The sequence below is a fragment of the Stenotrophomonas sp. TWI1409 genome (assembly GCF_039673015.1).
Lineage (GTDB): Bacteria > Pseudomonadota > Gammaproteobacteria > Xanthomonadales > Xanthomonadaceae > Stenotrophomonas > Stenotrophomonas maltophilia_A.
Map to the genome: position 1 here is coordinate 1 of NZ_JBDJKU010000092.1, position 12590 is coordinate 12590.

Genomic DNA, 12590 nt, shown 5'->3' on the forward strand with positions numbered 1-12590 from the left:
GCATCTCATGATGTCTGGCAACACGCGCGAGGTTGCCGGCCAGCGGCCGGCACTACCTCACTCTTCCGGCGACGGCGGGTTCGACGCCAGCAGTTCCAGATGGCGCTGCTCCATTTCCTGGCGCAGCTGGCGGCGGATCAATGCGGCCGCCTGGCGGCGCTTCTCGTCCGACGTGACCGGCTGCAATGACGGCACCGGCGTTGGCCGGCCTTCCTCATCCACGGCCACCATGGTGAAGAAGCAGCTGTTGGCATGGCGCACGCTGCGCTTGAGGATGTCCTCGGCCACCACCTTGATGCCGATCTCCATCGACGAGGTGCCGGTGTAATTCACCGAGGCCAGGAAGGTGACCAGCTCGCCCACCGCGATGGGCTGGCGGAACATCACCTGGTCCACCGACAGGGTGACCACGTAGCTGCCGGCGTAACGGCTGGCGCAGGCGTAGGCGACCTGGTCGAGCAGGCGCAGGATGGCGCCGCCGTGGACCTTGCCGGAGAAATTGGCCATCTCCGGCGACATCAGCACGGTCATGGACAGCTGGTGGGTTTTCAGTTCGGTCGACATGGGGCGATTGTATCGGCAACCGGTAGTGCCGGCCGCTGGCCGGCAACCACGCGATTGTTCCCGGAGGCCATGAAAAAGCCGGCCAGCGGCCGGCTCTACCAGAAGCAGAAGGGCCGCTTGCGCGGCCCTTCGTGTTTCTTACTTCAGCTTCGCATCGGCGCGCAGGGCGGCGGCGCGGTCGGTCTTCTCCCAGGAGAAGGCCGTGGCGTTGACGGTCTCGCCTTCGCCGTTGAGGTAGCTGAACTCCTTCGGCTTGCGGCCGAAGTGGCCGTAAGCCGCGGTCTGCTGGTACATCGGGTGCACCAGGTCCAGCATCTTGATGATGCCGTACGGGCGCAGGTCGAAGTGCTTGCGGATCAGCTTCTCGATCTTGTCGTCGCTGATCTTGCCGGTGCCGAAGGTGGTGACCGAGATCGAGGTCGGCTCAGCCACGCCGATGGCGTAGGAGACCTGCACTTCGCAACGGTCGGCCAGGCCGGCGGCAACCACGTTCTTGGCGACGTAGCGGGCCGCGTAGGCAGCCGAACGATCGACCTTGGACGGGTCCTTGCCGGAGAAGGCGCCACCACCGTGACGGGCCCAGCCGCCGTAGGTGTCGACGATGATCTTGCGGCCGGTCAGGCCGCAGTCGCCCACCGGGCCGCCGATCTCGAACTTGCCGGTCGGGTTGATGTGGAACTTGGTGCCCTTGTGCAGCCACTTGGCCGGCAGCACCGGCTTGATGATCTCTTCGCGGACGGCCTCGATGAGGTCCTTCTGCTTGATGCCCGGGGCATGCTGGGTCGACAGGACAACGGCGTCGATGGCCGAGACCACGCCGTTTTCATAGCGCAGGGTGACCTGGCTCTTGGCGTCCGGGCGCAGCCACGACAGCGGCGAGTTCTTCTTCTTGCGGATCTTGGCCTGCTGCTCGACCAGGCGGTGCGACAGGTGGATCGCGGCCGGCATGTAGCTGTCGGTCTCGTTGGTGGCATAGCCGAACATCAGGCCCTGGTCGCCAGCGCCCATTTCTTCCGGCTTCTTGCGATCCACGCCCTGGGCGATGTGCGGCGACTGCTTGCCGATCAGGTTCAGCACGCCGCAGGTGGCGCCGTCGAAGCCGACGTCGGAGCTGTCGTAGCCGATGTCCGTGATGACCTTGCGGGTCAGCGCTTCCAGGTCGATCCAGGCGCTGGTGGTGATTTCACCGGCCACAATGGCAACACCGGTCTTGACCATGGTCTCGCAGGCCACGCGGGCGCGCTGGTCCTGGGTCAGGATCGCGTCCAGCACCGCATCGGAGATCTGGTCGGCAACCTTGTCCGGATGGCCTTCGGAGACCGACTCGGAGGTGAAGAGATAGCTGGACATCAGGCGTAATATCCCTTGATTCGGATGGAAAGATGGGCGCGAATGATACACGGGGTGCGCCGCCTGTGCATTGTGAACCTGTACCGGTTGCCGGTGGTTAAGCCCGCGTAGGCCCGGCAGGGGCCGTCCGGCCGGGATTGGGGCTCAGCCTCGAGGTCCAGTGTTCCACCAGCGTGACAACGCAGCGCGCGGCTACCGGCCCCGACTGCGCGGGCCACAACGCCCGGCAGCGGCTGTGCGGCCGTCATCGTTCTGCCCAAAAACCGCCATCTGGCTGCCGCCTGCCGGGCGCAGGCTGTCGGCCAATCCGGCCGCCGGGCATGAGTGGATCCGCCATGCAGGAACTTGAACAGCGTCTCCAGCAACGCTTCCCCGATTGGTTCCATGGCCGCCGGGGCCAACTGGCGCGGCCGTTGCTGCGCAGCGTCGGTCGCTGGTCGCGGTTGGACCAGATCGAAGCCTTCCTGCAGCGCAGCTCAGGCCTGCGTGGCTTCGGCTTCGTCGCCGCCGGCCTGGAGTTCATCGACGGCCAGTACCAGGTGGACCCGGCCGCGCTGGCCAGGATCCCGGCCACCGGCCGCCTGCTGATCGTCGCCAACCATCCCTCCGGGGCACTGGATGCCCTCGCCCTGCTGGACGCGGTCGGCCGCATCCGCCGTGACGTGCGGATCGTGGCCAACGACCTGTTGGGGGCAATCGCGCCACTGCAGGACCTGCTGCTGCCGGTACGCATCCTCGGTGGCAAGGTCCAGCGTGGCAGCCTGCATGCCGTCGAAGAGGCGCTGGCCGCCGAGCAGTGCGTGATTGTGTTCCCGGCCGGCGAGGTCTCGCGGCTGTCGCTGCGCGGCATCCGTGATGGCCGGTGGCAGCGCGGTTTCGTCCGCTTTGCCCGTGCCGCTGGCGCGCCGGTGCTGCCGGTGCGGGTGGAGGCGCGCAACTCGGCGCTGTTCTACGGCGCCTCGACCCTGTTCAAGCCGGCGGGCACCGCGCTGCTGGCGCGCGAGATGTTCACCCGTCGTGGCCGTCCGCTGCGGCTGAGCATCGGTGAGCCGATGCAGCTGGGCAAGGGCGGCGACCCGGGCGCACAGCTGCTGGCGGTGCGCCGCGCGCTGTATGCGCTGGGCCGTAATGGGGCGGCGGGCGATGCAGCTGCTGTAGCAGGCCCCGAGCCGCTGGCGTCCCCGGTGCCGCCTTCACAGGTGGCCGCAGGCATCGCCGCGGCGACCCAGCTGGGCCAGACCGCCGACGGCAAGCAGATCCTGCTGGCGACCTGTACCGCCGATTCGCCGCTGCTGCTGGAGCTGGGGCGCCTGCGCGAGCTGACCTTCCGCCAGGTAGGCGAGGGCACCGGGCGCAGCCGCGATCTGGATGATTACGACCCGCGGTACGAACACATCGTGATATGGGACGCCGCCGCGCAGCGCATCGCCGGCGCCTACCGGATCATGCGTGGTGCCCACGCGCTGGCCCGGCACGGCCTGTCCGGGCTCTACAGCGCGTCGCTGTTCCGCTATTCCGACGATGCCATCACCCACATCGCCGAAGGCCTGGAACTGGGCCGTAGCTTCGTGGTGCCTGATTACTGGGGCAGCCGCAGCCTGGACTACCTGTGGCAGGGCATCGGCGCCTACCTGCAGTGCCGGCCCGGCATCCGCTACCTGTTCGGCGCCGTGTCGATCAGCGCAGCGCTGCCACGCGATGCACGCGAGCAGCTGGTGGCGTACTACCAGCGCTACTACAGCGGTACCGCCGGCCTGGCCGAATCGAACCGCCCGTTCCAGTACTTCGCCGCGCCGCCAAGTTTCGGCGAGCTGGATGCAGGTGCCGCGTTCGACGTGCTCAAGGCCAACCTGGCCGCACTCGGCACCGGCGTGCCGACGCTGTATCGCCAGTACACCGATCTGTGCGAACCCGGTGGCGCCCGTTTCCTTGCCTTTGGTGTCGACCCGGACTTCAGTGATTCGATCGACGGCCTGATTGAAGTGGACCTGTGCGCGATCAGGCCGAACAAGCGCAAACGCTACCTGCGCGACGCGGGGACGCCGGCATGAGCGCGCTGGCGAACCTGTCGCCGCACCGGCGCGCAGTGTTCGTCTCCGACGTGCACCTGGGGTCACGTCATTGCCATGCCACCGAGCTGGCGCGGTTCCTCTCGCAGCTGCGCTGCGAACGGTTGTACCTGGTGGGCGACATCATCGACCTGTGGTGGATGGCGCATCGCCGCGCCAACTGGCGCCAGTCGCACAGCGAAGTCATCCAGGCCCTGCACGCGCTGCGCCGTGCCGGGACCGAGATCGTCTACATCCCGGGCAACCATGACGCGTCACTGCGCCACGTGTGCGGGCTGATGCTCCCAGCGATGCAGGTGCGCCGTCGCGCCATCCATGTGACCGCCGATGGCCGTCGCCTGCTCGTTGCGCATGGGGACGAGTACGACGGCGTGACCCACTTCGGTGGCCTGCAGGAAAAGTTCGGTGACTGGCTGTACTACCGCATCCTGACCGGCAACCAGGCGTTGAATGCTGTGCGGCGGCTGCTGGGGATGCGCTACTGGTCGCTGTCGGAGTTCCTGAAGAAGCGCAGCGGTGCGGCCGAACGCTACATCGAGCGCTTCGTGCAGGCCGGGCTGGACGACGTGCGGCGGCGCGGACTGGATGGCATCGTCTGTGGCCACATCCACCGCGCTGCGCTGTTCGAGCGCGATGGCTTGGTCTATGCCAACGACGGCGACTGGGTGGAGAGCCTGACCGCGCTGGCCGAAGACCATGATGGCGCGCTGCGCCTGCTCGACCACAATGGCCAGACCCTGGTGGAACTGCCGGGCGCGCGCATCAAGCAAGCGGCTTGACCCACTCTTGTAGAGTCGAGTCATGCTCGACTGCTCTTCTCAGACTGCCCCGCGTACAGCAGTCGAGCATGGCTCGACTCTACAAAAGAGCGCGAGCGGCTGTGCCATCAAGACGGCACGCCCGCAAGCCGCTAGCATCGGCCCATGGATTCCCTGACCCAGATCGTGCTCGGCGGCGCCGTCGCTGCTGTCATCGCCCCGCCCGGACATCGCCGTGCGGCCCTGCTGGCCGGTGCCGCGCTCGGCACCCTGCCGGACCTCGACGCCCTGTGGCTCGGCTTCACTGCCGCCGACCCGGTGGCGAACATGATCGAACACCGCAGCTTCAGCCACTCGCTGCTGGTGCTGCCTTGGGTGGCGGCACTGATCTGGTGGTTGTTCAAGCGCTTCGGCAATGGCCGCGTCGCCCAGTCACCGGTGCGCTGGTTCTGGGCGATCCAGCTGGCGCTGGTCACCCATCCCATGCTGGATGCGTTCACCGTCTACGGCACCCAGCTGTGGTGGCCGCTGCGCCCACACCCGACCATGGGTTCAAGTGTCTTCATCATCGATCTCGGCTACACGGTATGGCTGCTGCTGGGCTGCGTGCTGGCCTGGTTTGGTCGCGCCCGCCCCTGGGCTGGCAAGGTGCTGGGTGTGGCGTTGCTGGTCAGCAGTGCGTACCTGGGTTGGGGCCTGATCGCCAAGGCGCAGGTCGACCGTGCTGCCCAGCAGAGCCTGGTGGCGATGGGCCTGGGCGATGCGCCGCGCTTCTCGGTGCCGATGCCATTCAACACCCTGCTGTGGCGCGTGGTGGCAATGACGCCGAACGGCTACGTGGTGGGCGACCGCTCGCTGGTGGCCGACCACGGGCCGATGCAGTTCGAAGGCCACGCATCCAATGTGCAGGCCTTGCGCGAAGCGCAGGCCATCCCGGCGGTGCAGCAGCTGACGTGGTTCAATCGTGGCTTCATGCGTGCGCAGGTGGTGGACGGCCGGCTGGTGCTGAGCGACCTGCGTATGGGGCTGGAACCGGACTACACCTTCAACTTCACGGTGGCCGAGCAGGCTGATGGGCAGTGGCGGGCGATCACGCCCGAGCAGGTACGGGTGGATTACAGCAGCCCGGCTGCACGCGCCGACGTCGGACGCCGGTTGGCCGCGATGTGGCAGCGGATCTGGCAGGAGCCGGCAGCACAGCCGGGTGCGGCCGACCACAGCGCCGTGCATTGATCCGTAGATCCACGCCATGAGTGGATGGCGCGGACATTGGCGAAGACAGCCACGCATGGCGTGGCTCTACTGCCTCAATCGGCAGTGCAGTGTCGCATCCGTAGATCCACGCCATGCGTGGATGGTGCGGGCATCGGAAGGCAGCCACGCATGGCGTGGCTCTACTGCCTCCATCGGCAGTGCAGTGTCGCATCCGTAGATCCACGCCATGCGTGGATGACGCGGGCATCGGCGAAGGCAGCCACGCATGGCGTGGCTCTACTTCCTCCATCGGCGGTGCAGTGTCGCATCCGTAGATCCACGCCATGCGTGGATGGCGGGGGCATCGGCGAAGGCAGCCACGCATGACGTGGCTCCACCGAATCAATACACCGTGGCGCGGCCCTGCACGAACGAATAGAAGAACACCGCATTCGGGTCGTTCTGCACCAGACGGAACTCGCGACGCATGCCTTCCACGGTTTCTTCGTCCACCGATCCGGCCTGCAGCAGCTGGTCGGCAGCCGACAGCAGCAGCTGTTCCCAGAACGCGATCATCGTCTTGCGGCGTGCCGGTTCGCGGTTGTCCAGATGGATGGTCTTGATCTCGGTGTGCACGTCGCGGAAGCCGCCAGCCAGCAGCAGGTTGCCCAGCTTGGCGCCGACGAACGGGTCGCCCCCGTGGTCGTACTGGAAATCGTTGAACGCCATCCAGTAGCGCCAGATATGCGGCGAATACGGGTCGAGCAGGAACGAGGCATTCATCACTTCGGTGATGTAGACCGGCGAACCCGGGGCCAGCACGCGGCGCACCTCGCTTAGTACGCGTGCTGGTGACGGCACGTGCTCCAGCACCCAGCACAGGAATGCCGCGTCGAAGCTGCGTGCTTCGAACGGCAGCTCGCCGGCGTCGGCCTGCTGCAGGGTGTAGCGGTCGCTGCACCACGGTGTGCGCGCCAGGTTCTCGCGCGCGGTGGCCAGCTGTGTTTCGCTCAGGTCCACGCCGGTCACGTGCAGATCGGGGAAGCGGCGCAGCAGGATTTCGGTCTGTGCGCCGACGCCGCTGCCGACTTCCAGCAGGCGACGCGCGCCGCTGTAGTCGATCTGGCCGAAGATGCTCGATTCCAGCAGCCGTGCCTGGGTCATCAGGCGCTGCTGCTCGGTGCCGGAGAATCCGTGCAGGTAGGTCGGGGAGGAGATCGGCGGGGTCATGGGGGCGGGCTCTTGTAGCGTCGAGCTTGCTCGACGGCTCCGGGAAATCAGTCGAGCAAGCTCGACTCGACGGCGTGGCAATACGCTCAGGCAGCAGATGACAACGCCGGTTCCCCGGCGATCAGGCGGTCGAAGTACTCGGTGGTCAGCGCGATCTGGCTCTGCGGGTCTTCGGCGCGGTTGACCACTGCGCGGAAGGCGGCATTCTCCGGTCGATCCTTGGCGTACCAGCCCAGGTGCTTGCGCGCGATGCGCACGCCCTGCGGCTCGCCATAAAACGCATGCAGTGCATGCAGGTGGCCGAGCAGGATGTCGCGCACTTCCGCCACCGATGGCGGCGGCAGTTCCTCGCCGGTGGCCAGGTAGTGCGCCACCTCGCGGAAGATCCATGGCCGGCCCTGTGCCGAGCGGCCGATCATCACTGCATCCACGCCGGTTTCCTTCAGGACGTAGGCGGCCTTCTGCGGCGAATCGATATCGCCGTTGGCGATCACCGGAATGCGGAGTGCGGCCTTGATCTCGCCGATCGTGGCGTACTCGGCCTGGCCGGTGTAGTGCTGGTCGCGGGTGCGGCCGTGCACCGCCAGTGCGGCGATACCGCTGTTCTCTGCGATGCGCGCGATCACCGGACCATTGCGATGGTCGCAGTCCCAACCGGTACGGATCTTCAGCGTGACCGGCACGTCCACCGCGTTGACCACGGCTTCGAGGATGCGCGCCACCAGCTGCTCGTCGCGCATCAGTGCCGAACCGGCCCAGGCGTTGCACACCTTCTTGGCCGGGCAGCCCATGTTGATGTCGATGATCTGCGCGCCGTGGTCCACGTTGTAGCGCGCGGCCTCGGCCAGCTGCTGCGGCTCGGTGCCGGCGATCTGCACGCTGATCGGTGCCGGCTCGCCCTCATGGTCCATGCGATGGATCGACTTGCGCGTGGTCCAGAAGCGCGGGTCGCTGATGGTCATTTCCGAGGCGGCCAGTCCCGCGCCCAGCCGTTTGCACAGCAGGCGGAAAGGCTTGTCGGTGACGCCGGCCATGGGCGCCAGCACGACGTTGGGGGCAATGGTATACGGGCCGATCTGCATGCGCCCATTGTAGGGCGCGGGCGGCGGTACGGCCGTGTCGGGGGCGTTCCGGTTCAGGCCGATCCGCACCCAGCTCATGCCGTACCGGCATCAACAGATGCTTGACGGTTGCTTCCGCCGCCCCCAAGGGCGGGCGATGGTAGGCGGCTACCCCAGGCTCTGCCAGGCCTGGCGGGTACCCAACGCGAAGGCCAGCCCCAGGCTGAGGCAGGCCAGTGAACTGACTACCCAGAAGTACCGGCCGTTGTAGCCGGGCCGGAGCAGCGCCAGCCCGAAGCCCATCGCCGCGCGCACCAGCAACAGCAGGGCGATGCCCGACAGCACCGGACGGCTGGCCGGCAGCGGCGAATGCCAGCCTGCGGCTGCCAGCGCGTACAGCGTCCAGGCCACCAGCACGGCAGTAATGCCGGCGGTCATCAGTGGTGGCCACCAATGCCCCGCCTGTGCCAGCCGGACCATGCGCTGGCCAGCGCCGAACCACCGGTACCAGGGTGCCCCAAAGGCAATGCAGCCGATATGCAGCAAGGCTGCGATGGCACTGCCGGCGGCGGCAACCAGCAACCAGGGGAATCCGTTCATGTCCTGCCCGTGCAGAGAAGCTGCGCGGATGTTCGGCGAGGGGCGGGGTGAGGGCAATGCGGCAGGCGGTCGCAGAGCTGGACAATGGGCAAAAGAAAGGCCCGGATGCCAGCGCACCCGGGCCTTCCCATCCACGCATGGCGTGGATCTACTTCACTTCCACGTCGGCCGGGGTGAAGCGCGGCATCGCCGCCGCAGCGCCTTCCTTCTCGGTCGAACGACCGGCGAACTGGTTGGCGAAGCGCACGTGGCGGGCGAACGGGGCGTCGGCCACCTGCGCCAGCGACGCTGCCAGCGCACCGTTGAAGGCGTCACCGGCACCGGTGGTGTCGATCGCCTGCACCTGTTCGGCACCCACGCGGTAGTACGGCTGGGTATCGCCGCGCAGGTTCTCGTCGGCATGCGACACGAACACACCCACCGAACCCAGGGTCACCACCACGGTGCCGTTGCCGACCAGCTTGCGGCACAGCGCATGCAGGCTGGCACCGTCCAGCGCGGCGACGTCATTGGCATCCACGCGCTCACCGACATGGCGGCCGAGCAGGGCTGCGAACTCGGTTTCGTTCGGGGTGATCACATCGGCCAGCTTGAGCAGGCCGATGGTCGAGGGGGCGTCGGCCGGTGCGGTGTTGAGCACGGTGGTGACGCCGGCCTCGCGGGCCGTAGCCAGTGCCGCTTCGATGGTCTGCACCGGCGATTCCAGCTGCACCAGCACCACCTTGGCGCCGGTCAGCAGGGCCTGCTGCTGTTGCAGGAAGTCGGTGCTCAGCGCGGCGTTGGCACCCGGTCCGATCACGATGGTGTTGCGGCCACGGGCATCGACGTAGATGCCGGCGGTGCCGGTCGGTTCGCTGCTGGCTTCGGCGATCAGACCGAAGCCGTCCTGCGCGGCCAGCTCACGGGCGGTGGCGCCACCAGCGTCGTCGCCCAGCGCGCACACGAAGTGCGTGTCGGCACCGGCGCGGCAGGCCGCCACGGCCTGGTTGAAGCCCTTGCCACCGGGGCCGGTGCTGTAACGGCCGGCAATGGTCGCACCCGGTGCCGGCAGCGACTCGCACCGCCACACGTGATCGACATTGAAGGAACCGACGACAACGACACTGCTGCTCATAGGGAATCTTTTCTCAACCAAGGGTTCAACTGAAGTGCGTCAGCACGCCGGCGATGGTCGCCGTCATGAAGGTGGCAATGGTACCGCCCAACACCGCGCGCAGGCCGAACTTGGCCAGGTCGTGGCGACGTTCCGGGGCCAGGCCGCCAATGCCGCCGATCTGGATCGCGATCGAGCTGAAGTTGGCGAAGCCGCACAGCGCGTAGGTGGCGATCAGGCGACCTTCCTCGGACAGGCTCACGCCGGCGATCTGGCCGTTCACGATCTGCGACAGCTCGGTGTAGGCCACGAACTCGTTGATCACGACCTTCTGGCCGATCAGCGAACCGACGGTGGTGGCATCGGCCCACGGGGTGCCGATCACCCAGGCGATCGGGGCCAGCACGTAACCGAAGATGGTCGACAGGTTGGTCGGCTTGCCGATGGCAGCGGCCAGGCCGGTCACATCGCCGATCCAGGTCAGCGGGGCATTCAGCAGCGCGATCAGGGCGATGAAGGCCAGCAGCATCGCACCGATGTTCAGCGCCAGCTTCAGGCCGTCACCGGCGCCGGCGGCGGCCGCGTCGATGATGTTGCTGGAGGTCTTCTCGACTTCCATCTTCACCGTGCCGCGGGTCAGCGGGGTGCCGGTTTCCGGGATCAGCAGCTTGGCCACGACCAGCGTGGCCGGGGCGGCCATGATGCTGGCCGCCAGCAGGTGCTTGGCGTAGAAGGCCTGCTGCGCCGGGTCGCCACCGCCGAGCATGCCCACGTAGGCCGCCAGCACGCCGCCGGCGATGTGGGCCATGCCGCCGATCATCATGGTCAGCAGCTCGGACTGGGTCATCCTGGCGATGTACGGGCGCACGGTCAGCGGCGCCTCGGTCTGGCCGATGAAGACGCTGGCGCAGACGCTGGTGGTTTCAGCACCGGACACGCGCATCACCTTGGTGATCGACCAGGCCATCACGCGCACGATGCCCTGCATGATGTTGAGGTGGTACATCACCCCCATCAGCGCAGAGAAGAAGATGATGGTCGGCAACACCTGGAAGGCGAAGATGAAGCCGTAGTTCTTGGTGTCCATCAACGAGCCGAAGATGAAGCCCGAGCCCTCGTTGACGTAGCTGAGGATCTTGACGAAGCCCTTGCCCAGCGCGTCGAACACGTCGCGCCCGCCCGGCACCAGGATCACCAGCGCCGCGAAGGCGATCTGCAGGGTGATACCGGTGGCAACCAGCTTCCAGTCAACCGCGCGCTTGTTATTGGAAAACAACCAGGTGATGCCGATCAGCACCGCCAACCCGAACAGGCCGAAGCCGATCCTGCCCAAACCTTCGACCATGTGAGTGACTCCCCTGGGGCGTCGCGAAAAACGGGAAGCCTAGTGCAGGGCAGGGGCCGGGGCAAGAAAAAGCAGCGTGTGCGCGGCCAACGGTACCGATCAGGCCAGCAACGGCAAGGGCTTGCGGCTGGCGGCGGCGGGTAGAATGGGGTTCGATCCCGGCCCGGATGCGGGCCCGCAGCAGGAGATTCGCATGCAATACCGTCGCCTGGGCTCCACCGGCCTGCCGATTTCCGCCTTGTCCTTCGGCGCCTGGGTGACCTTCGGCGACCAGGTCCCGCGCGATGAGGCCCGCAACCTGGTGGCCGCCGCCTGGGATCATGGCGTCAACTTCTTCGACAACGCCGAGGGTTATGCCAACGGCCGTGCCGAACAGGTCATGGGCGACGTGATCACCGACCTGCGACTGCCGCGCGACGGTTTCTGCGTGTCCAGCAAGGTGTTCTTCGGCAGTGCCAAGGACCCGCGGCCGACCCAGCGCGGCTTGTCGCGCAAGCACGTGACCGACGCCTGCCATGCCGCGCTCAAGCGCCTGCGGGTGGACTACCTGGATCTTTATTACTGCCACCGCCCGGATCCGGACGCGCCGATCGCCGAGACCGTGCACGCCATGGATACCCTGGTACGGCAGGGCAAGATCCTCTACTGGGGCACTTCGGAGTGGTCGGCGGCGCAGATCCAGCAGGCGCTGGACATCGCCGAGGCGCGCAACCTGCAGGGCCCGTCGATGGAGCAGCCGCAGTACAACCTGCTGCACCGCGAGCGGGTCGAGGTCGAGTACGCGCCGCTGTATGCGGGTGCCGGCCTGGGCACCACCATCTTCTCGCCGCTCGCCTCGGGCCTGCTCACTGGCAAGTACGACCAGGGCATCCCGGCCGATGCGCGGCTGGGGCGGGAAGGCATGGAGTGGTTGCAGGACCTGGTGCTGGGGGCCGACGCCGGGGCCCGCCTGGGCCAGGTGCGGCGCTTCAGCGAGGTGGCACGCGCGCTCGGCCATGCCCCGGCCACGCTGGCCATCGCCTGGTGCCTGCGCAACCCGAACGTTTCCAGCGTGATCCTCGGCGCCAGCCGGGTCAGCCAGCTGCTGCAGAACCTGCAGGCACTGGACGTGCTGGAGCAGGTCGACGCGGCCGGCTGGGCCCAGGTCGAAGCCGTCTTCGCCTGACAACCCTTTGGAGAGTCGAGCCACGCTCGACTCCAGGTTGGTCGGACCTTTGTAGAGTCGAGATCCTATGTTCGTGGTCAAGCCTGCTGGAAGCAGGCTTGACCCACCTTCAGCATGGCCGGATCGAAGTCCCGGCCGCTTTTGAAGACACCCCAGGCGAT

The 12590-nt window shown here is 67.2% G+C and carries 11 protein-coding genes; 4 read left to right on the top strand and 7 right to left on the bottom strand.

Going from position 1 to position 12590, the window contains the following annotated elements:
- Positions 1-57 precede the first annotated feature (57 nt).
- Both ABE423_RS19175 and metK read right to left on the bottom strand, forming a co-directional pair.
- Complete coding sequence (locus tag ABE423_RS19175; protein ID WP_049399791.1) at positions 58-564, bottom strand: acyl-CoA thioesterase; 507 nt, start codon at positions 562-564, stop codon at positions 58-60.
- 138 nt (positions 565-702) lie between these two features.
- Positions 703-1914, bottom strand: a complete 1212-nt coding sequence (gene metK, locus ABE423_RS19180; protein WP_010481882.1) for a methionine adenosyltransferase — start codon at positions 1912-1914, stop codon at positions 703-705.
- Positions 1915-2249: 335 nt separating this feature from the next.
- Between metK and ABE423_RS19185 the strand changes: the two genes are divergently transcribed.
- The 3 genes from ABE423_RS19185 (at position 2250) to ABE423_RS19195 (ending at position 5974) form a co-directional block, all read left to right on the top strand.
- Positions 2250-3965, top strand: a complete 1716-nt coding sequence (locus ABE423_RS19185; protein WP_346487185.1) for a lysophospholipid acyltransferase family protein — start codon at positions 2250-2252, stop codon at positions 3963-3965.
- Positions 3962-4762 (top strand): UDP-2,3-diacylglucosamine diphosphatase, encoded by an 801-nt coding sequence (locus ABE423_RS19190; RefSeq protein ID WP_253144696.1) that lies wholly within the window; start codon positions 3962-3964, stop codon positions 4760-4762. Before ABE423_RS19185 ends, ABE423_RS19190 begins: the two co-directional genes overlap by 4 nt.
- Positions 4763-4906: 144 nt before the next feature.
- Positions 4907-5974 carry a metal-dependent hydrolase gene (locus ABE423_RS19195; protein WP_125895532.1) on the top strand — a complete coding sequence of 356 codons (1068 nt, stop codon included), beginning with the start codon at positions 4907-4909 and terminating at the stop codon, positions 5972-5974.
- Positions 5975-6337: 363 nt separating this feature from the next.
- Here the strand turns inward: ABE423_RS19195 and ABE423_RS19200 are convergent, their stop codons facing one another.
- From ABE423_RS19200 to ABE423_RS19220, 5 genes are all read right to left on the bottom strand, one after another.
- Positions 6338-7165 carry a class I SAM-dependent methyltransferase gene (locus tag ABE423_RS19200; protein ID WP_032129690.1) on the bottom strand — a complete coding sequence of 276 codons (828 nt, stop codon included), beginning with the start codon at positions 7163-7165 and terminating at the stop codon, positions 6338-6340.
- 86 nt (positions 7166-7251) lie between these two features.
- Complete coding sequence (gene dusB, locus ABE423_RS19205; protein ID WP_346487187.1) at positions 7252-8247, bottom strand: tRNA dihydrouridine synthase DusB; 996 nt, start codon at positions 8245-8247, stop codon at positions 7252-7254.
- Positions 8248-8394: 147 nt separating this feature from the next.
- Positions 8395-8826, bottom strand: coding sequence for a hypothetical protein (locus ABE423_RS19210; RefSeq protein WP_125895534.1), 432 nt, complete (start codon positions 8824-8826; stop codon positions 8395-8397).
- A gap of 148 nt (positions 8827-8974) precedes the next feature.
- The gene (locus ABE423_RS19215) at positions 8975-9940 is read right to left on the bottom strand and encodes a ribokinase (protein ID WP_132809230.1); all 966 of its coding nucleotides are present in this window, start codon (positions 9938-9940) and stop codon (positions 8975-8977) included.
- A gap of 25 nt (positions 9941-9965) precedes the next feature.
- The gene (locus tag ABE423_RS19220; protein ID WP_010481870.1) at positions 9966-11264 is read right to left on the bottom strand and encodes a nucleoside transporter C-terminal domain-containing protein; all 1299 of its coding nucleotides are present in this window, start codon (positions 11262-11264) and stop codon (positions 9966-9968) included.
- A 193-nt stretch (positions 11265-11457) separates the two neighbouring features.
- Between ABE423_RS19220 and ABE423_RS19225 the strand changes: the two genes are divergently transcribed.
- The gene (locus tag ABE423_RS19225; RefSeq protein ID WP_032129941.1) at positions 11458-12429 is read left to right on the top strand and encodes an aldo/keto reductase; all 972 of its coding nucleotides are present in this window, start codon (positions 11458-11460) and stop codon (positions 12427-12429) included.
- Positions 12430-12590: the final 161 nt, after the last annotated feature.

Excerpts from the sequence above, each read along its gene's own strand:
- ABE423_RS19175 (WP_049399791.1), bottom strand. The coding sequence starts at position 564 with ATGTCGACCGAACTGAAAACCCACCAGCTGTCCATGACCGTGCTGATG.
- ABE423_RS19185 (WP_346487185.1), top strand. The coding sequence starts at position 2,250 with ATGCAGGAACTTGAACAGCGTCTCCAGCAACGCTTCCCCGATTGGTTC.
- dusB (WP_346487187.1), bottom strand. The coding sequence starts at position 8,247 with ATGCAGATCGGCCCGTATACCATTGCCCCCAACGTCGTGCTGGCGCCC.
- ABE423_RS19225 (WP_032129941.1), top strand. The coding sequence starts at position 11,458 with ATGCAATACCGTCGCCTGGGCTCCACCGGCCTGCCGATTTCCGCCTTG.
- ABE423_RS19215 (WP_132809230.1), bottom strand. The coding sequence starts at position 9,940 with ATGAGCAGCAGTGTCGTTGTCGTCGGTTCCTTCAATGTCGATCACGTG.
- ABE423_RS19195 (WP_125895532.1), top strand. The coding sequence starts at position 4,907 with ATGGATTCCCTGACCCAGATCGTGCTCGGCGGCGCCGTCGCTGCTGTC.
- ABE423_RS19200 (WP_032129690.1), bottom strand. The coding sequence starts at position 7,165 with ATGACCCCGCCGATCTCCTCCCCGACCTACCTGCACGGATTCTCCGGC.
- ABE423_RS19190 (WP_253144696.1), top strand. The coding sequence starts at position 3,962 with ATGAGCGCGCTGGCGAACCTGTCGCCGCACCGGCGCGCAGTGTTCGTC.
- metK (WP_010481882.1), bottom strand. The coding sequence starts at position 1,914 with ATGTCCAGCTATCTCTTCACCTCCGAGTCGGTCTCCGAAGGCCATCCG.
- ABE423_RS19220 (WP_010481870.1), bottom strand. The coding sequence starts at position 11,264 with ATGGTCGAAGGTTTGGGCAGGATCGGCTTCGGCCTGTTCGGGTTGGCG.
- ABE423_RS19210 (WP_125895534.1), bottom strand. The coding sequence starts at position 8,826 with ATGAACGGATTCCCCTGGTTGCTGGTTGCCGCCGCCGGCAGTGCCATC.